This is a genomic window from Streptomyces sp. CNX435 (genome assembly GCF_059570575.1).
The window spans coordinates 133,856-152,678 of record NZ_JCANTA010000017.1 but is presented as its reverse complement, the minus strand read 5'-3'; the positions used below and the strand labels follow the sequence as shown (position 1 = coordinate 152,678).

Sequence of the window (18,823 nt, the reverse complement as noted above, 5' to 3'; positions counted from 1 at the left end):
GCGTTGCGAAGATCGTGGTCATCGTGGGCGCGACGATCCGCCCAAGTCAATCCTCGGGTGTTCTTGGGCGTCCCCAAGGGCTAGCTTGACGCGCATGACTCTGGACGACCTGCGGGTGTTCGTCGCCGTGTGCCGGGCGGGCAGCCTGAGCGCGGTGGCGCGGGAGCTGGGCTGTACGCAGTCGGCCGTCAGTCAGCACGTCAAGCGGCTGGAGCGGGAGGTCGGGCTCAGCCTCGTGGAGCGGCATCCGCGCGGCGTCGTCCCCACGCACGCCGGGGAGCTGCTGCGCGGCGCCGCCGCCGAGGGCATCGGCGGCGTGGACCAGGCGCTGCGGCGGCTGGGCGACCTGGCGCGCGGGGACGGCGGGTCGGTGCGGGTGACGACGGGAGCGACGACCGTACGGCACTTCATGTCGGCGGCGGTCGTCGCGTTCCGCGAGCGGTATCCGCAGGTCAGCCTGGAGTTCCAGACGGAGAACTCCAGCCGCGGCTGCGTGGCCGCGCTGGCCGCCGGCGGCGCCGACCTGGCGTGGATCACGATCGCCGCGCCGGTACGGGGCGTGGAGCTGCGGCGCGCGGCGGAGCTGCGGTGGGTGCTGGCGGTCCGGGAGGGCGATCCGCTGGCGGAGCGGCCGGCGGTGGGGGCGGCGGACCTGGCGGCGGTGCGGCTCATAGGTCTGCCGGGTAACTCCAGTTCGCGGGCGCATCTGGAGGCGTGGTTCGCGGAGTCGGGGGTGCCGCTGCCGGCGTTCGACACGTCGGTCGCGGACTGGGACACGGCGATTCTGCTCGCGGAGCTGGGTCTCGGGTACGCCGTCGTACCGGAGCTGCCCGGCTGGCGGCACGGGCGGCATCCGGGGGTGCGGCTGGTGCCCGTACCGGAGCTGCCGCCGCTGTGGGCGGGCTGGGCGGTGCGGCGGTGGGCGGCGCTGTCGCCGCTGGCGCGGGCGTTCGCGGACATGGTGGCGGTGGAGGCGGCGGCTTAGGACGCCTTCGGTACGGGCGAGCAGTTGCAGAAACGCGGGGCCGGCATGGTACTGGACGACGCGGAACTGCAGAATGACCCGGCCGCCCTCTCCATCGCCCTATCCGCCCTGCTGACCGACTCCTCGCACTGGGAGGCGGCCCGGGAACTGCGGGAGGAGATGGCCACATGCTGTCACCCGCCCAGGTGGCCGCGGACCTGACCCGGTCGGCGGCGCGGTAGACGGTACGAAGGGGCGGCCGGAACCCCAGGGCCAGCTGGGAGCCTGGGTACGGGTACCGCGCCGCCTTCTTCGTTTCTCCCACCGGTCCGCGCCTGTAGCGGGGGGAGCTGGATAGCCCGGTCCGGCAGCGGTGCGCCGACGGCGTGCCGCGGGGGCGAAGAAGACGGCGTGGAGTTCATCAGGCCCTGGTCACAAGGCCACGTTCATCGGGCCACGGCCAGCAGGCCCGGTCGTCAGGCCCTGGCCGACAGCGTGGCCCGCTTCAGCTGTCCGACGATGTCGGCGACGGAGAGCGCCCCCGAAATGGCTGGCCGTCCGTTGAAGGAGAAGCTGGGCACGCCGGTGACTCCGAGCCGGGCGGCCCGCTGCTCGTCAGCGCGCACGGCGTCCCCGAACTCGTCGCCGTCCAGCAGTGCCTCCACCTCCGCGGTGCCGAGCCCGGCCTCGGTGCCGAGCCGGACGAGAGTCCGCCGGTCGCCCAGGTATGCCCCTTCGGCGGTGTATCCGCGCAACAGCCGCTCGCGTACAGGCTCGCCCAGCGAGCGGTGCTCGCCGAAGTGGATGAGGCGGTGTACGTCGAAGGTGTTGACCGGTACGGCGTTCTCCAGCCGGTAGTCCAGCCCCATCTCGGAGGCGAGCTGGGTGACCATCGCCACGCCCGCGGCAGCCTGCTTGGGCGACATGCCGAGGTCGCGCTGCATGCATTGAGGAATCGTCAGTTTGCTGTCGCGGGGCCCGCCGGGGTCCAGTTCGGAGCACCGCCAGATGACCGTGACGGAGTCGCGGTGCTCGAACCGCTCCAGGGCGGCCTCCAAGCGGCGCTTGCCGATGTAGCACCACGGGCAGACGACGTCGGACCAGATCTCCACAGTGATCCCGCTCATGGGCACCACCGTAGAGGCTGGGCTTTCCTTTCGTAAGGGCATACCTTGCGGTAAGCTGCAGGCGTGGACGTAGGATCTGAGGTCAAGGAAGACAAAGCCATCGCGATGACCGACGCATTCACGGCCGACTGTCCGGCCCGCACGGTGCTGAATCACGTCAGCAGCCGCTGGGGAGTGCTGATTCTGGCCTCGTTGCAGGAGGGACCGATGCGCTTCTACGTGCTGCGGGACAGGATCGGCGGCATCAGCGAGAAGATGCTGTCCCAGAATCTACGCATATTCGTGCGGGACGGCCTGATCGCCCGAGAAGTCGAATCCACGACGCCACCCCAGGTGACCTACTCGCTCACCCCCATAGGGCGGGAACTGGCGACGACGCTGGGCAGTCTGGTCGAGTGGATCACACATCGGATCGGAGAGATCGTCGCCGCGCGCGAGCGTCACGACGAGGAGAAGTGACCCCGCCGTTCGCCGTCGCCTGACCTGGATTTGACATTCTCCGGCCACCGGGCCCGCCGCCAGGCGGGGCGGGCGTAGCCGGGCTCTACCGACGGGTCGGACGTCCTGACGTACGAGCAGTGGGCAACCGGTGACGCGTCGGCCCGCTCCCTGGAGCAGGGCGGTCTCTCCCGTACCGCGCCCGTGGACGACATGGCCGGCGTGGAAGTCGTGGGCCCCGTTCACTACCGGCTGTACCGCAGCGGTGCCTCCGAAGAGCCGCGCGTTCCCGGCTGTTTCGTCTTCGCCAGTCTGCGGGTCGACGGGCACGAGGCGGCCCGTCAGTGGGTGGACCAGGTCGTCGACTCCGTCGACATGTCCACCGTGGCCGAGCGGGACCACCCCGGCGGTATCTCGGCGCACTTCCACATCAGTGTGGACGGCACGAGTGCCCTCAACTACGCCGAATGGGCCTCCGAGGAGGCGCACATCGGCTTCATCGAGGGTTCCGTACGCCAGGAGGCGCTCTCCTTGGTCGGCGGCATGCCTCGTGCGGCGGGCATCGGCGACAACCGCTTCTTCCTCTTCCAGAGCCTGGTCAACGACTGAGGGCGCCAGGCATGTTCCACTCCTCCGGCGCTCTCCGGCACTGACGGATTCCTCGAACTCAATCCCGAACCAACGACTTTACCTGCGAACTATCGAACTGGTCCTGGGCTAACTAATGGGTAAGCCCTTACCAATCGAAAGCTCAGAACATAAGGTAAGTCCGTCGGGCTGGGCGGCCCGGAAAGGAGATTTCGGTGGATACGGAAACTGCCCCACGCGCCGGAGTGCGTGAGTGGATCGGGCTGGCATCGCTGGCACTGCCCGCAATGCTCGTGATCATGGACATGAGCGTGCTCCATCTGGCGCTGCCGAATCTGAGTAAGGATCTGGAGCCTTCCGGAGCGGAACTGCTGTGGATCACCGATGTCTACGGCTTCGTCATCGCCGGCGCGATGATCACCATGGGCACTCTCGGCGACCGCATCGGCCGCCGCCGGATGCTGCTGATCGGGGCCGTCGCCTTCGGCCTCGCCTCGGTGCTCGCCGCCTACGCGCCCACCGCGGAAACGCTGATCGCGGCCCGCGCGCTCCTCGGCCTCGCCGGCGCCGCGCTGGGCCCGTCGACGCTGTCCCTGATCAGCGCCATGTTCCAGGACGCCAAGCAGCGCAGCTTCGCCATCACGGTGTGGATGACGAGCTTCATGCTGGGCGGCGCCGTCGGCCCGCTGGTCGGCGGCGTGCTGCTGGAGGCCTTCTGGTGGGGTTCGGTCTTCCTCGTGGCCGTGCCGATCATGGTGTTCCTGCTGGTGGCGGGCCCGCTGGTGCTTCCGGAGATCCGTAACCCGGATGCCGGCCGACTCGACCTGACCAGCGCCGCGATGTCGCTGGCCGGCATCCTGCTGGTCGTCTTCGGCGTGAAGGAGTTCGCCAAGGAGGGCATCGCCTGGATGCCGCTGCTGTCCCTGGTGCTCGGCCTCGTGATCGGTGCCCTCTTCGTCGTACGGCAGCGTCGACTCGCCGACCCGCTGCTCGACATGAAGCTCTTCGCGAACCGCGGTTTCAGCGTCTCCCTCGGAACACTGACCCTGACCGTGGTGTTCATGCTGGGCAGCCAGTTCCTCATCGCCCAGTACATCCAGATGGTGGTGGGACTGGAGCCGCTGGAATCGGCGGTGTGGAGCCTGCCGATGGTCATCAGCGGAACCCTCGCGATGTTCGTCGCCCAGGGCGTGGCGGCCCAGGTGGGCAAGGCATACGTCTTCGGTGCCGGTCTCACGATTGCTGCCGTCGGCTTCGCCGTGCTCTCCCAGGTGGACGGGGACTCCGGGATCGGTCTCGTCGTCACGGCGGCGTCACTGCTGTTCGCCGGCCTGATGCCGGTGTCGTCCCTCGGTATCGGGATGATCGTCGACGCCGCGCCGCCCAAGCAGGCGGGCTCGGCAGCCGCGGTGGGGGAGACGACCCAGGAACTGGGCGGTGCCCTCGGCGTCGCGATCCTCGGCAGCGTACTGAACGTCGCGTACCACAGCGGGATGACCGACTCGGTGCCGGACGGCGTACCCGCCTCCGCCCGCGAGACGGTCACCGACAACTTGCCCGCAGCCCTCGAAGCCGCCGGCCGGCTACCCATGGGGACGGGGGCCCAACTCATCGGCGTGGCAAGGGAGTCCTTCGCGCAGGGCCTCGCCTGGATCGCGATGGGAGCTGTCCCGGTCATGCTCGCACTGGCCGTCACGGCCACGGTGCTGCTCCGGAACATGGGGCACTCCGGCGGAGACGCGGACCACGAAGGGGAGGCAGGCGAAGCAGGAGAGGCAGGCAATCCGACGCCGACGGTGGGGACGGCAACGTCCTGACCGGACTGTCCATCACCGGCCGGCCACTCATCACCCCAAGGGAGACGGGCGGCCGGGGCCGGGCTCACGTCCTGCACGTAGGTCAGGACCGAGCACATGGAGGGTGCACAGACCTGCGCCCACGAACGCAGAGGTCGGCAAGAGCTGGCAGCCTCGCGTACGGGCCCGCGCGATCCGTCGGCCCGCCGAGCGCGGCGTGATCGTCGAGACACGAGCTAGTAGTTACTGTTTATGGACCGGTGATCTCTTCCTTCTTTGGCCCTGCCGGTCAGGCCATCGGTGGGCGAGGGTGGACGGCGTCCAGCGTGTCCAGCGTCGTCAGCGACTCGCCACCGTCGGAGGCCGTCCGTGAACACCGCCTTTCTCTTGACCACACTCGTTGTGGTCGTCACGCCGGGGACCGGCGTCGTCTACACCCTGGCCGCCGGGCTGTCCCACGGCCGGCGCGCGAGTGTGGTGGCGGCGTTCGCCTGCACGCTCGGCACCGTCCCGCACGCCGTCGCGACCGTCACCGGGCTCGCGGCGCTGCTGCACGCCAGCGCCGTGGCGTTCGAGGTGGTCAAGTACCTGGGGGTCGCGTACCTGCTGTACATGGCGTGGTCGACGCTGCGGGACAAGCAGGCCCTGGTGGTCGGGGACGGCGGTGCGGCGGCCGAGCCGCGGCCGGCGGGGCGGGTGATCGTCTCCGGCGTGCTGCTGAACCTGCTCAACCCGAAGCTGACGATGTTCTTCGTGGCGTTCCTGCCGCAGTTCGTGCCGGCGGGCGAGGAGGGGTCGGTGGCCGCGATGCTGCGGCTGAGCGCGGTGTTCACCGGGCTGACGTTCGTGGTGTTCGTCGCGTACGGGATGTGCGCGGCGGCCGTACGGGGGCATGTGCTGGGGCGGCCACGGGTGATGACGGGGATCCGGCGGGTGTTCGCGGCGTCGTTCGTGGGGCTGGGCGCGAAGCTGGCGGTGGCGTGACGATGCGGTTCGGGCATGCGGAGGAGCTGCGGGCGGAGTTTCCGGAGCTGGTGGCGGGGGCGGTGTACGGGGCGGTGGACGGCGGCTCCGGGGGTGGGGGCTTCGGCGAGGGCGGCGGTGGTGGCTTCGGCGGCTTCGGCGGGGGCGGCGGCTTCGGCGGGGGTGAGGCGTGGGAGGCGCGGATCGCGGCGTACACGGACATCGCGCGGCGGCGGCTGGCGGCGGGCACGGAGGGGGAGTTCCCCGAGGTGCGGGCGTGGCGGCGGACGTACACGCGGCTGGGGCTGCGGCCGACGCAGTACCGGTGCGCGTCGGAGTCGCTGCTGCGGCGGCTGCGGCGGGAGGGTTCGCTGCCGCGGATCCACCCGGTGGTGGACCTGTGCAACGCGATCTCGATGGCGTACGCGATCCCCGTGGCCGTACTGGACGTGGACCGGATCGCGGAGCCGTGGCTGCAGGTGCGCCGCGCGGGCGGCGACGAGACGTACGTGACGTTCGGCGGCGGGACCGAGCACCCGGCGGCGGGGGAGGTGACCTTCGCCGACTCCGCGGGGCGCGCGCACGCCCGGCGCTGGACGAACCGGCAGAGCGGATATTCGGCGGTCGGCGCGGAGACGCGCAGGGTGTTGGTGGTGGCGGAGGGCATGCACGAGACGGCCGCGGTGGATGTGGCGGAGCTGACGGGTGTGGTGGAGGGGGAGTTGGAGCGGCTGTGGGGGATGGCGCCGAAGGCCGCGGTGCTGACGGGGGCGGCGGCGGAGTTCGTCTTCGGGGAGTGAGGTGGCGGTGTCCGGAGCGGTGCGGGCCGCGGGGCGCGGCCGGGCTTCCGGGGGGCGCCGGCCGGGCTTCGGAGGGGGCGCCGGCCGGGCTTCGGAGGGGGCGCCGGCCGGGCTTCGGGGGCGTTGTCAGTGGCGCGTGCCACGATGGATCCATGAACGGGGCGAAAGAAGCGACCTCTGAGAGGTCCAAAGCGTACGGGTCGGATTTCCTGCAGCTCGACGTCGGGGACGCGCCGGCGGGCGGGATGGCGGACTGGCTGGCGTGGCGGCTCCGGGAGGGGATTGCGGACGGGCGGGTGCCGGTGGGCAGCCGGTTGCCGCCGACGCGGGTGCTGGCGGCGGAGCTGCGGGTGTCGCGCGGGGTGGTCACGGAGGCGTATCGGCGGCTGACGGAGGACGGGCACGTCGAGGGGCGGCGGCGCGGGGGGACGGTGGTGGTCGCGGCGCCGGTGGGGGCGGGGGGCGCGGCGGGTTCCGGGGCGGCGGGTTCCGGTATGTCGAGGGCCGGGGCGGCGGGTTCCGGGGTTGCGGGTTCCGGGGTTGCGGGTTCCGGGGTTGCGGGTTCTAGGGCGGCGGGTTCCGGCATGCCGGGGGCTGGGGTGTCGAGGGCTGGGGCGGGTTCCGGGGCGGCGGGCTCGGCTCATCCCTCCGCGTCCTCCACGTCCTCCGGGACCCCCGCCGCCGCTGCGGGGCACGGGACCTTGTCCTCGCCCGCCGCTTCGAAGCCCGAGGCCGCGTTCTCCCCCGTCGCTTCGGGGTCCGCGGCCGTGTTCTTCCCCGCCGCTCCCGGGCCGGGGGCCTTCGACGCCCTCCGCGCCGCCCCGGCCCGGATCGACCTCACCCCCGGGCCGCCCGACCTCGCCGCGTTCCCGCGCGCCGCCTGGCTCCGCGCCGAGCGCGCCGTCCTCGCCGAGCTGTCCGCCGCCGACCTCGGCTACGGCGACCCGCACGGCGCCCCCGCCCTGCGCCGTGCCGTCGCCGGCTGGCTCGCCCGCAACCGCGGCATCCGCGCCGACCCCGACGATGTCGTCATCGTCGCCGGCACCGCCCAGGCGCTCACTCTGCTGCACCCCGTTCTGCGCGCCGACGGCGTGGGGGCGGTGGCGCTGGAGGACCCCGGCTCGCTCGGTACGCGCCAGCATCTGGAGAACGGCGGGCTGGACATCCTCCCGGTGCCGGTCGACGCCGACGGCATACGTGTCGACGCGCTGCGCGCCACCGGGGCGCGCGCGGTGCTGCTCACTCCGGCGCACCAGTTCCCGACCGGCGCCGTGCTCAGCGGCGAGCGCCGCCGCGAGCTGCTGCGCTGGGCGGAGGACGGCGGCCGGCTCGTACTGGAAGACGACTACGACGCGGAGCACCGCTACGACCGGCCGCCGGTGCCCGCGCTGCGCGCGATGCTCGCGGAGCGGGTCTGTTACATGGGCAGCGTGTCGAAACTGCTGGCGCCGGCGCTGCGGGTGGGGTGGGTGGTGCCGCCGCCGGGGTACCGGGACGCGCTGGTGAACGCCAAGCGGTTCACCGACCTGGGCAACGCGGTGCTGCCGCAGCTCGTGCTGGCGCGGCTGATGGAGTCGGGAGAGCTGGAGCGGCACCTGCGGCTGCTGCGGGGGCGGCACCGGCGGCGGCGGGACGCGATGATCGCGGCGGTGGAGGCGCACCTGCCGGGCGCGGTGGTGCACGGTGCGGCGGCGGGGCTGCACCTGACGGTGATGTTCGACGGAGGGGGTGGCGCCGGTTCGTACGGGGCGGGGCTCGCGGGGGTGACCGATACGGAGTTGGCGGCGGCGGCGCTCAGCCGCGGGGTGAAGGTGCAGCCCCTGTCCTGGCACCGGCTCCGCCCGGGACCGCCGGGCCTGGTCCTCGGGTACGCGGCAAGCCACCCCGACGCGGTGACCGAGGGGGTGAGGCTGCTGGGGCGGGCGCTGCGGGGCTGACCTGGCCGGGGGTGCGGGCCGTAGACCGGGCTGCCGCGCTCGGCGTGCTACGCCCTTCCGCGCGGACTCGGCGCGCCCCGCGCGGATTCACGCATCCGGTTCCGGCGCCACGCTCCCCGCCCGGGCTCGACGCATCCCGCGCGGGTACGCGCATCCGGTTCCGGCTCCGTGCATCTGCCGGGTTCGCGCGTCCGGATTCGCGCGTCCGGATTCGCGCGTCCAGATTCGGACCCGCGCAACCCGCCGGGGTATCACGGGCCGCGCCCCAGCGTCACGCGCCGGGCCTCGGCTTCGCACGCCGTCCCGGCCTCACACACCCGGCCTCACACACCCGGCCTCCACGCCCCGGCGTCACAGGCCGCGCCCCGACCGCACGCGGCGGGCATCCGCAGCACCGGCCGGGCCCGGCCCCGCGCCGGCCTTCGCCTCACGCGTCCCGGTGCCGCAGCACCGCACCACCCACCGCCAGCGCCGCCGCCGCCCACGCCGCCAGCACGCCCAGCCCCGCCCACGGCCCGATCGGCAACTCCCCCGTGTCCACCGTCGACTGCACCGCCAGTCCCGCCGACGCCGGCCCGTACCGCTGCAGCCGCTCCGCCCACTCCGGATCCGACAGCATCCCCGCCACCAGCGGCGACGCGTACAGCACCCCCAGGCACGCCGCGACCGCACCCGCCGTGTCGCGCAGCGCCGCGCCCACGCCCAGCGCCAGCAGCGCCACCAGCACCAGGTACAGCGCCGTCCCGAAGCCGGCCCGGAGCACCGGCCCCGCCCCCAGGTCGTACGAGGCGAAGCCCGCCGGCACCAGCGCCCGCCCCGCGAGCAGCGCCCCCCACGCCCCCGCCCCGCCCGCCACCAGCACCGCCGTGCCCACCACCGCGGCCTTCGCGGCCAGCACCCGCAGCCGGCCGGGCACGGCGGTCAGCGTCGTACGGATCGTGCCCGTGCCGTACTCCGACGTGACCGCCAGCGACGCGAGCACCGCGACCGCCGCCTGCCCGGCCCACACGCCGGTCAGGCTGGTCTTCACGACGTCCTCGCGGCAGCCGGCGGGCGGGCAGTGCGCCGTGGAAAGCCCGCTGACCGCGCCCGCGCCGACCGCCGCGGTGACGGCGGCGACGGCGAGGAGGAGCCACCACGTGCCGGGTACGGTACGCAGCTTGGTCCACTCCGCCCGCTCCGCGCGCCCCGCGGCCCGTACGCCCTCGAAACGCACCCCGCGGCCCGGCACGTCCCGCACCCCGCGCTTCGCCGCAAGCCCCGACGCACCCCCTGCCGCCAGCCCTGCCGCACGCCCCGTCGATGCGTCCACCCCGCGCCGCCCCTCACGCATCGCGCCGCCGCAGCCGCCACGCCGCCAGCGCCAGCGCCACCGCCGCCCACGCCGCCAGCACCCCGAGCCCTGCCCACGGCCCCTGCGGCATGCACCCGTCCTCCGGCAGGCACACCGTCGCCACCTGCTCGTACCGCGGCGTCGTGCTCTGCACCCCGAAACCCGCCACCGGCGTCACCCGGAACAGCCACTCCACCGCCCCCAACGGCAGCCCCCCGCCCAGCACCAGCGGCAGCACGAACAGCACCACCACGATCGTCACCGCAGCCGCCGTGTGCCGCACCAGCGCCCCCAGCCCCAGCGCGAACAGCGCCACCAGCGCCAGCAGCAGCCCCGTCCCCACCACCGCCCGCAGCGCCGCCCCGTCGGACAGCGACACCTCCGGGAACTGCGGCGGCCGGTGCCCGCCCGACCGCAGCGCCCGCTGCCCCACCAGGAACGCCACCACCGCGCCCGCCAGTCCCGCCGCGAACGCCACCACCGCCAGCACCGCGCCCTTCGCCGCCAGCACCCGCCCGCGCCGCGGGCCGGCCGTGAACGTCGTACGGATCATCCCGCGCTTGTACTCGGCGGTGATGAACAGCACGCCCAGCGCCGCGAACGCGATCAGCCCGACCTGCGCCCCCGCCAGGCTCATCCACGTCAGATCGGCCGCGGGCGGGAGCGGGCCGATGTCGCCGGAGCCGGTGACGGTGAACGTGCCGCCGGCGCGTTCGGTGCCGCCGGCGGGGCCGTTCGCCGCCGCCGGGCCGGACGTCGGCCCCACGGCCTCGTCCCGCCACGCCGCCGCGCCGTCCCCGTCGCCATCACCGCTCCCGTCCCCGTCGCCGTCCCTGGCCCCGTCCCCGTCGCCACCACCGCCGGACCCCCCGGACCCACCGCCTTCGAGTCGTACGTTGTCGAAAACCCCCGTCGCCTCGCTCGACTCCGCCCCGATGCTCACCGACCCGAACGACCGCTCCACCCGCACCGTCTCCGGCGCCGCCACGAACAGCCCCGCCCGCGCCGTCTCGGGCAGCCCGGCCGCCGGCACGCTGCCGACCTCGTCCCAGCGTTCGCCTCCCCCGCCGGCTACGCCCTCATTGGCGGGGGTACCCCCATTGACGGACACGTAGCCGGTCAGCCGATCGCCCTCGCGCGTCAGCCGCAGCCACACCGGAGCGTCACCGGCCGCGTCGCCGGCCACGTCGCCGCCGGCGACGTCGTGCTCGAACCCGTACTGCAGCCGCACCCCGTGCTCGTCCGTGCGCATCAGCGCCACGTATGGACTCCCCGGCTCGGTGCCCGCCTTCACGATCACGCCGGCCTTCGCCCACGGCGCGTCCGTGCCCTCGCCCGTCGTCAGCTCCGTCACGCGCGCCGTGACGCTGCCGTCCCCCGCCAGCGGCCGGTGCACGAAGCGGAACGAGTCCGCCACCCGCTCCGCCGCCCCGGCCCCAGCCCCCGCCTGCGTACCGGAACCGCCGCCCCCGTCGTCGGACGTGACCACGTCGCCGCCACCCGCCGACACCAGCGACACCAGCACCGTCACCACCACGCCCGCCAGCAGCGTCAGCAGCCACCGGTCGACGCTGCGCAGCTTCGTGAACTCGGCGCGCAGCAACTGCCGGAACCCGGCGCGCCCGGGCGGCAGCTTCGAACGGTACGGGGCCACGCCCCCGCTCTCCGTACGCACCGCCACCCCCGCGCCATCCACCCCCGCGCCATCCGCCCCAGCACCGGCCCCGGCCCCGGGCCCAGCACCCGCACCCGCACCCGCACTCATCGCGCGCCCTCCCCCTCCGGCGCGGCGGCGAACTCCGCCTCGCCCCGCGTCAGCTCCATGTACGCCTCCTCCAGCGACGCCCGGTGCGCCGCCAGCCCCGAGAACGGCACCGCCCCCGCACCCAGCAGCTCCGCCACCCGCTCCGCCGGCAGCCCCGAGACCGTCAGCGACTCCCGGCCCGTCGCCGCCACCGTCGCCCCCGCCGCCGACAGCACCGTCATCGCCCGCTCCCGCGCCGCCGTGTGCAGCGCGACCCGGCTTTCGGAGGCGGCGGACAGCAGCTCGGCCACCGACGTGTCGGCGACGAGCCGGCCGCGGCCGATGACCACCAGGTGGTCCGCGGTGTCCTCCAGCTCGCTCATCAGATGGCTGGAGACGAGCACCGCCCGCCCCTCCGCCGCCAGCCGGCGCAGAAAGCCGCGGATCCAGCGGATGCCCTCCGGGTCCAGGCCGTTGACCGGTTCGTCGAAGAGCAGCACCGGCGGGTCGCCGAGGAGTGCGGCGGCGATGCCGAGGCGCTGGCGCATCCCGAGCGAGTAGCCGCCGGCCCGCCGGCGCCCCGCCGCGCCGAGGCCCACCTGCTCCAGCAACTCGTCGACGCGGCGGGCCGGCAGGCCGTGCGAGTGCGCCAGCCACAGCAAGTGGTCGCGCCCGCGCCGGCTGGGGTGCACGGCCGCCGCGTCCAGCGCGGCGCCCACGTGCTGCAGCGGGCGGCGCAGCGCGGCGTACGGGAGGCCACCGACCAGCGCGCTGCCCGCGTCGGGGGCGTCGAGGCCCAGGACGATCCGCATGGTGGTGGACTTGCCGGCCCCGTTGGGGCCGACGAACCCGGTGACCTGTCCCGGGACGACCGTGAACGACAGCCCGTCCACGGCGGCGACCGGCCCGAAGCGCTTGCGCAGCTCCCGGACCTCGATGGTTGCTTCTGACGCTGCCATGGTGAGGAGGCTACGAAGCGGGCGGCGGGCGGGTCGTCACGCGGGGGAGGAGTCCTGGGGGCGGCGGAGTAGCTCGTATGGGGGAGGCGGTTGTCCGGAGCGGGAGGGACGCTGGGAGGGGCGGGCGCGGGGAGAATGGCGGCGTGACGGGAGCACGGAGGGCGCGGCGGGCACGGCGGTCACGGGGGGACGGGGCGGCCGACGGTCCGTACGGCCCGGAGAGCGCGGTCGGTACGACCGGGGAAGACACCCACGGCTCGTACGACACCCGCGCCCCGCATGACACGCACGACGCCCACGCTCCGCACGACGCCCACGACACGCACGACACCCACGACGCGGAGACCGACCACCCGCCTGGCCCGTACACAACGGCCACCCGCCTCCGCCGCCTCGCCGCCTCCCCCGACGGCCCCGTCGCCGCCGCCGCGCTCCTCGCGCTTCTCGCCGCCGTCGACACCGTCCTGCGCGCCGGCGCCGGCGACCGCCTCACCGCCGCCCTCCTGCTCGCCTTCGGCGCCACCGCCCCCGTCGCGCTGCTACGCACCCACCCCACCCCCGCCGCCGTCCTCGCCACCGCCGCAAACACCCCGCTCCTCGCCCTCCTCGGCGCCCCCGTCGCCGCCGGTGTCGCCGCCCAGGCGCTGCTCCTGCACCGCCTCACCCGCCACGGCTCCCGCCGGGGACGCGCCCTCGCCGTGCTGCTCGTGCTGCCGCTCGCCGGCTACGCCGTCGGCGACCCCGGCACCACCGCCGGCGGCCGGCTCGACGACGCCGGCCGGCTCCTGGCCGCCGCCGCCGCCGTACTCCTCGCCGCCGCCACCGCCACCGGCCTCGCCCACCGCGCCCGCAGCGCCGCCGCCACCCACAGCACCACCGAACGCGCCATCGCCCACACCCTCTACGAACACGCCGCCCGCGGCGAACGCGCCCGCATCGCCCGCGAACTCCACGACGTCGTCGCCCACCACATCTCGATGATCTCCGTACAAGCCGAAACCGCCCGCCTCACCACCCCCGGACTCCCCGACGAAGGCGCCCGCCGCCTCCGCGACATCGGCGACACCGCCCGCACCGCCCTCACCGAGATGCGCCGCCTCCTCGGCGTACTGCGCGAAGACGCCGGCGCCGCCCCCGCGGAACGCCGCCCCCCGCCCGGACTCGCCCAGCTCAACGAACTCCTCGACGGCGCCCGCGACGCCGCCGGCTCCGCCGTACGCCTCATCGTCAGCGGCTCCGTACGCCCCCTCGGCACCGGCATCGAGCTCACCGCGTACCGCATCGTGCAGGAAGCCCTCACCAACGCCCGCCGACACGCCCCCGGCGCCGCCGTCGACGTCGAACTGCACTACGCCGACACCGCCCTCCTCCTGCGCGTCCGCGACAACGGCCCGGGGCCCGCGGCCCTCGTCAGGTCCGGCGCCGGCGGGCACGGGCTGCCCGGCATGCGCGAACGCGCGGCGGCCGTCGGCGGCAGGCTGCGCAGCGGCCCGGCCGCGGGCGGCGGCTTCCTGCTGGAGGCGACCCTCCCCACGCAGACCCCCGCGACCACGGACGCGAGTGCGACGGGAACCGCGGCATGACCACCGGCCCGGCGGACCCCGCCTCCGTACGCAACGCCTCCGCGCACGACAGCGCAGCGCCCGACAGCGCCGTCCGCGACAGCGCCGTCCGCGTCGTCGTCGCCGACGACCACGAAGTCGTACGCGCCGGCTTCGCCGGACTCCTCGCCACCCGGCCCGACTTCGACGTCGTCGGCACCGCCCGCGACGGCGCCGAAGCCGTCCGCGTCTGCCGCGAACGGCGGCCCGACGTCGTCCTCATGGACGTCCGCATGCCCGGCGTCGACGGCATCGAGGCCACCGCCCGGCTCACCGCCGCCGGCGCCCCGCACCCCCGGGTGCTGATCCTCACCACCTTCGACCTCGACGAGTACGTCTACGACGCCCTCGCCGCCGGCGCCAGCGGCTTCCTGCTCAAGGACGTCACCGCGGAGCAGCTCTTCGACGCCGTGCGCGTCGTCGCGGCCGGCGAGGCGCTGCTCGCGCCGGCGGTCACGCGGCGGCTCATCGCCGAGTTCGCGCGGCTGCGCGCGGCGCGGCCGGGGCGGAGCGGGGCCGCCGCGCCGCTCGCGGCGCTGACGCCGCGCGAGACGGAGGTGCTGCGGCTCCTCGCCGAGGGCCTGTCCAACCCCGAGTTGGCGGCGCGCCTCCACGTCAGCGAGGAGACGGTGAAAACGCACGTCAGCAGGCTGCTCGCCAAGCTCGGGCTGCGGGACCGTACGCAGGCCGTGGTCATGGCGTACGAAACGGGCCTCGTCGTCCCCGGCACCCGCTGACGCCCAGGCCCCAGGCCCCAGGCCCTCTCCCCCCGCCGGGCGACCGCTCGGTTAGCCTCGTGACCATGCCCCGAGCCATCGAACTCGTGATATTCGACTGCGACGGAGTCCTCGTCGACTCCGAGCGCATCGCCGCCGCCGCGCAGGTCACCGTCGGGGCGGAACTCGGCTGGCCGCTCACCGAAACCGACGCCGTCGAACTGTTCATGGGCAAGTCCCAGAAATCCGTCGGCGCCATGGTCGTCGAACGCCTCGGCCCGGGCACGGACGAGACCTGGCAAACCCGCTACTACGAGGAGTTCATCGCCGGCCTCGACCGCCTCGAAGCCGTACCCGGCGTCGTCGAAGCCCTCGACGCCATCGCCGCCGCCGGCCTGCCCACGTGCGTCGCGTCCAGCGGCGGGCACGAACGGATGCGCCGCACCCTCGGCCGCACCGGGCTGTACGACCGCTTCGCCGGACGCATCTACTCCGCCGCCGACGTCGACGGCCGCGGCAAACCCGCCCCCGACCTCTTCCTCCACGCGGCGCGCGAGACGGGCTACGCGCCGGAGGCGTGCGCGGTGGTGGAGGACAGCCGCTACGGCGTGCAGGCGGCGCGCGCCGCCGGCATGCGCGCGTACGGCTTCACCGGTGGGCTGTCACCGGCCGAGTGGCTGGCGGGGCCGGACACCGTCCTGTTCGACGACATGCGCAAGCTGCCGGTGCTGCTGGAAGCCGCCGGCACGGCCGACTGACGGCGCACGCGGGCGGAGGACGGGCGAGCGGCTCGTACCGACGGCTCGTACCAGCGGCTCGTACCGGCCGGAACGCGGCTACGCCTCGCGGCCCCTGAGCCACTCGGACCCCAGCACCGACCACACCTCGATGTCCTGCCGCACCCCCCGGTAGGGATGATGCGCGCGCAGCACGCCGTCGCGGCTCATGCCGAGGCGCTGAGCGACCTTGATGCTCGGGGTGTTCTCGGCGGACACGTACCACTCGACGCGCTCCATACCGCGCTCGCGCACCGCCCAGTCGATGATCACGCGCACCGCGCGCGTGACCAGCCCCCGGCCCGCCGCCGCGGGCTCCAGCCAGCAGCCGGCCTCGCACGTGCGCTGCTGCGCGTCGAAGACACGGAAGAGGACGCCGCCGACGAGGAGGCCGTCGAGCCAGATGCCGTAGAGGCGGCCGGTGTCGGAGGCGGCCTTGTCGGCGTACGACTGGAGCCAGGCGCGGGCGGAGTCGAGGTCGGCGGCGGCGTCGGGGAGGCCGATGTGGCGGCCGATGAAGTCGCGGCCGCGGTCGATGTGGGCGAGGAACTCCTTGGCCTGCCACGGCTCCAGCGGCCGCAGCTCGGCACCTTCGTCACCCAGGGATATCGCGAACATCCGGTCCTCCACTGGCAGCGCTCGACACCGTGATCCTCGCACGACCCCGGACGAACCCCGCAGGTCACCTCCCCGCCGCCGCGTGCCCCGTATGCGCCGTATGCGCCGTGTGCCCCGTATGCGCCGCCCGCGCCGCATCCGCCAGCGCCGCCACGCACGCCCGCACCGCCGGGCTCTCCGCCCGGGACCGCCACGCCGCCTGCACCGTACGCCGCACCACCGGCCGCACCGGCACGAACCGCACCCCCGGCGGACACGGCCGCTGCGCCATCTCCGGTACGAGCGACACGCACAACCCGCCCCGCACGAGCGCCAACTGCGTGGCGTACTCCGTCACCTGATACCGCACCTCCGGCTCCAGACCCACCTCGCGCAGCGCCTGCGTCAGCCCCTCGTAAGGCTCGGTGCCGACCGGACAACTCGCCCACACCGCCGCCCTGTCCGAGCCGACCGACCCGGCCGACCCGGCCGACCCGGCGAGACCGCCCAGCTCGGCGAGGCCGACGCGCTCGCGGCCGGCCAGCGGATGAGCATCCGGCACCGCCAACTGAACGTCCTCCACCACCAGGGTCCGCACCGCCAGCCCCTGCGGCAGCCGGATGGGCCGGCTGCTCCAGCTCTCGATCAGCAACAGATCCAGCTCCCCGCCGACCAGACCCGGGACCAGCTCGACGACCTCGCCGTCGACGACGGTGGGGGCCAGCCGCGGATGCGAGGCGGTGAGGGTGGTCAGCACCTCGGGCAGCAGCGCACGCAGCGAACTGCCGACGCCGCCGAGACGCAGCGGGCCGAGGATCTCGTCCTGCAGGTCGGCGAGGTCCGCCTCGGCCTCGGCGACCTGGGCGCAGACGCGAGCCGCGTGCGCGGCGAGCACCTTGCCGGCATGGGTGAGGCGGACGCTGCGCCCGTGCGGCTCCAGCAGCCGGTGCCCGGACTCGCGTTCCAGCTTGGCGAGCTGCTGCGAGACGCCGGAGGCGGTGACGTGCAGCGACTCGGCGGCGCGGGCGATGGTGCCGTGGACGGCGACGGCGTCGAGGGCGCGGAGGCGCTCCAAACTGAACACCAAGCGATGCTAACGCTTTCGACTAACGAATCATCGCTTTTTCTTGGGAGAGTGGGCAGGCAGAGTGAGGAGCATGCGAGTCGAAGGGGACGGCCAGGGCGGCGAGCGAAGCGGCATAGGCGCGACGGCGGGCCCTCCGGGCGATACGACCGGCCAGCCCGAACGCACCGCGTCCGCCGCGACCGTCCCGTCCGCCGCCCCCGGCGGCGAAAGGCTCCTGAACCGGCTGGCCGGCCCGGTCGCGATGGTCATCGGCGGCTCGGCCTGCATCTCGCTGTCGGCCATTTTCGTGAAGCTCTCCGACGTGAACGCCGGCACCGCCGCCTTCCTGCGCTGCGCACTGGCACTCCTGCTGCTCGTCCCCCTCGCGGCCGTCGAACTCCGCCGTCTCGGGCCGCGGGCCCGGCGGCCGGTGCTCACGGACCTGGCGGCCGGGCTGCTGCTCGGCGTCGACTTCGTCTTCTGGGCGGCCAGCATCCGGGACGTGGGCGCCTCCATCGCCACCGTGCTGCTCAACATCCAGGTGGTCGTCTTCCCGTTGCTGGCGCGGCTGCTGACCCGTACGCCTCTGCCCCGCGGCTTCTGGCTGACCGCCCCGGTACTGCTCGCCGGGGTGGCGCTCGCGGGCGGCGCGATCGGCGACCCGGAACCGGGCAGCAGCCCCGTGACCGGCATCCTCTACGGCACGGCCGCCGGCGTCGCCTTCGCCGGCTATCTCTTCCTCACCCGCCTCGGCGGCACCCGCCCCCACCGCGTCCGCGACCCGCACCCCCGGGCCCCCCACCCCCCTTCCCCCCACCCCACCTCCACCTCCCTCTCCGCCTCCGCCTCCGATCCGCCCTCCACCTCCGCCCGTTCGCCCGCCTCCGCCTCCTCGCCCTCTCCCTCCTCGCCCTCACCCACCTCTCCCGCTCCAGCCGCCTCCCACCCCGCTCCAGTCCCGGCCCCGACCCCGACCCCGGCCTCTCCCGCTCCGACCCGTCCCCGCGGGCACATCGCCGTGCCCGTGTGCACCGCGACCTTCTCCGCCGGCATCGCCTCCGGCGTCCTCGGCGCGCTGTGGACCGGCATCGACGCCACACCCGAGCCAGCCGCCGTCGGCTGGCTGGCGGCGTTGGCCGCACTCGGCCAGGTCCTCGCCCTGCTCCTCATCACCCCCGCTCTGCCTCGGCTCGCCCCGGCCACCGGGGCGGCGCTGCTCCTGCTGCAGCCGGTGCTGGCCATCGCCACCGCCGTCGCGTTCCTCGGCGAACGGCCCACGGCGACGCAGTACGCCGGCTGCGCGCTGGTGATCGCCACCGTCTGGTACGCCACCCGCGTCGGCGGCAGCCGCAGCCGCGGCAACCGCGGCGCCGAAACTCCCGCGCACCGCCCCGCGGCCCGCGGCTAGGCTGCGCCGC

General features: G+C 74.4%; 18 protein-coding genes. 12 read left to right on the top strand and 6 right to left on the bottom strand.

The genetic code is table 11. The features are described from left to right. The first annotated feature begins 94 nt into the window (after window positions 1-94). Both T328_RS25430 and T328_RS25425 read left to right on the top strand, forming a co-directional pair. Window positions 95-985: a LysR family transcriptional regulator gene (locus T328_RS25430; RefSeq protein ID WP_496498480.1), complete on the top strand. Its 891-nt coding sequence runs from the start codon at window positions 95-97 to the stop codon at window positions 983-985. Window positions 986-1,030: 45 nt separating this feature from the next. Continuing rightward, window positions 1,031-1,186 carry a hypothetical protein gene (locus T328_RS25425; protein WP_496498479.1) on the top strand — a complete coding sequence of 52 codons (156 nt, stop codon included), beginning with the start codon at window positions 1,031-1,033 and terminating at the stop codon, window positions 1,184-1,186. 254 nt (window positions 1,187-1,440) lie between these two features. On the opposite strand, the gene T328_RS25420 is transcribed toward T328_RS25425, so the two are convergent. After that, complete coding sequence (locus T328_RS25420) at window positions 1,441-2,091, bottom strand: DsbA family oxidoreductase (RefSeq protein WP_496498478.1); 651 nt, start codon at window positions 2,089-2,091, stop codon at window positions 1,441-1,443. A 63-nt stretch (window positions 2,092-2,154) separates the two neighbouring features. Here T328_RS25420 and T328_RS25415 point away from each other — a divergent pair, with 63 nt between their 5' ends. The 6 genes from T328_RS25415 (at window position 2,155) to T328_RS25390 (ending at window position 8,613) form a co-directional block, all read left to right on the top strand. Next, entirely contained in the window at window positions 2,155-2,550 is a 396-nt protein-coding gene (locus tag T328_RS25415; protein ID WP_496498477.1) for a winged helix-turn-helix transcriptional regulator, read from the top strand. Between the two features lie 192 nt (window positions 2,551-2,742). Further along, window positions 2,743-3,138, top strand: coding sequence for a hypothetical protein (locus T328_RS25410; RefSeq protein WP_496498476.1), 396 nt, complete (start codon window positions 2,743-2,745; stop codon window positions 3,136-3,138). Window positions 3,139-3,332: 194 nt separating this feature from the next. Next, entirely contained in the window at window positions 3,333-4,934 is a 1,602-nt protein-coding gene (locus T328_RS25405) for an MFS transporter (protein WP_496498475.1), read from the top strand. Window positions 4,935-5,282: 348 nt separating this feature from the next. After that, the gene (locus T328_RS25400; RefSeq protein WP_496498474.1) at window positions 5,283-5,897 is read left to right on the top strand and encodes a LysE family translocator; all 615 of its coding nucleotides are present in this window, start codon (window positions 5,283-5,285) and stop codon (window positions 5,895-5,897) included. A gap of 2 nt (window positions 5,898-5,899) precedes the next feature. Beyond that, window positions 5,900-6,676 carry a B3/B4 domain-containing protein gene (locus T328_RS25395; RefSeq protein ID WP_496498504.1) on the top strand — a complete coding sequence of 259 codons (777 nt, stop codon included), beginning with the start codon at window positions 5,900-5,902 and terminating at the stop codon, window positions 6,674-6,676. A 245-nt stretch (window positions 6,677-6,921) separates the two neighbouring features. Then, a complete protein-coding gene (locus tag T328_RS25390) occupies window positions 6,922-8,613 on the top strand; it encodes an aminotransferase-like domain-containing protein (RefSeq protein WP_496498503.1) in 1,692 nt (563 codons plus the stop codon). A 427-nt stretch (window positions 8,614-9,040) separates the two neighbouring features. Here the strand turns inward: T328_RS25390 and T328_RS25385 are convergent, their stop codons facing one another. The 3 genes from T328_RS25385 to T328_RS25375 all read right to left on the bottom strand — a co-directional run bounded on the left by T328_RS25385 (window position 9,041) and on the right by T328_RS25375 (window position 12,649). Beyond that, complete coding sequence (locus T328_RS25385; protein ID WP_496498502.1) at window positions 9,041-9,844, bottom strand: ABC transporter permease; 804 nt, start codon at window positions 9,842-9,844, stop codon at window positions 9,041-9,043. Between the two features lie 94 nt (window positions 9,845-9,938). Continuing rightward, complete coding sequence (locus tag T328_RS25380) at window positions 9,939-11,600, bottom strand: DUF1349 domain-containing protein (RefSeq protein WP_496498473.1); 1,662 nt, start codon at window positions 11,598-11,600, stop codon at window positions 9,939-9,941. 107 nt (window positions 11,601-11,707) lie between these two features. Then, window positions 11,708-12,649, bottom strand: a complete 942-nt coding sequence (locus tag T328_RS25375; RefSeq protein ID WP_496498472.1) for an ABC transporter ATP-binding protein — start codon at window positions 12,647-12,649, stop codon at window positions 11,708-11,710. 143 nt (window positions 12,650-12,792) lie between these two features. On the opposite strand from T328_RS25375, the gene T328_RS25370 reads away from it, so the two are divergent. The 3 genes from T328_RS25370 (at window position 12,793) to T328_RS25360 (ending at window position 15,724) form a co-directional block, all read left to right on the top strand. Further along, complete coding sequence (locus tag T328_RS25370; RefSeq protein WP_496498471.1) at window positions 12,793-14,232, top strand: sensor histidine kinase; 1,440 nt, start codon at window positions 12,793-12,795, stop codon at window positions 14,230-14,232. Continuing rightward, window positions 14,229-14,987, top strand: a complete 759-nt coding sequence (locus tag T328_RS25365; RefSeq protein WP_496498470.1) for a response regulator transcription factor — start codon at window positions 14,229-14,231, stop codon at window positions 14,985-14,987. Before T328_RS25370 ends, T328_RS25365 begins: the two co-directional genes overlap by 4 nt. 65 nt (window positions 14,988-15,052) lie before the next feature. After that, complete coding sequence (locus tag T328_RS25360) at window positions 15,053-15,724, top strand: HAD family hydrolase (protein WP_496498469.1); 672 nt, start codon at window positions 15,053-15,055, stop codon at window positions 15,722-15,724. A gap of 78 nt (window positions 15,725-15,802) precedes the next feature. Here the strand turns inward: T328_RS25360 and T328_RS25355 are convergent, their stop codons facing one another. Continuing rightward, window positions 15,803-16,360: a GNAT family N-acetyltransferase gene (locus T328_RS25355; RefSeq protein ID WP_496498468.1), complete on the bottom strand. Its 558-nt coding sequence runs from the start codon at window positions 16,358-16,360 to the stop codon at window positions 15,803-15,805. 64 nt (window positions 16,361-16,424) lie between these two features. Continuing rightward, a complete protein-coding gene (locus T328_RS25350) occupies window positions 16,425-17,423 on the bottom strand; it encodes a LysR family transcriptional regulator (RefSeq protein WP_496498467.1) in 999 nt (332 codons plus the stop codon). 73 nt (window positions 17,424-17,496) lie between these two features. On the opposite strand from T328_RS25350, the gene T328_RS25345 reads away from it, so the two are divergent. Then, window positions 17,497-18,813, top strand: a complete 1,317-nt coding sequence (locus T328_RS25345; RefSeq protein WP_496498466.1) for a DMT family transporter — start codon at window positions 17,497-17,499, stop codon at window positions 18,811-18,813. The last annotated feature ends 10 nt before the right edge of the window (window positions 18,814-18,823 follow it).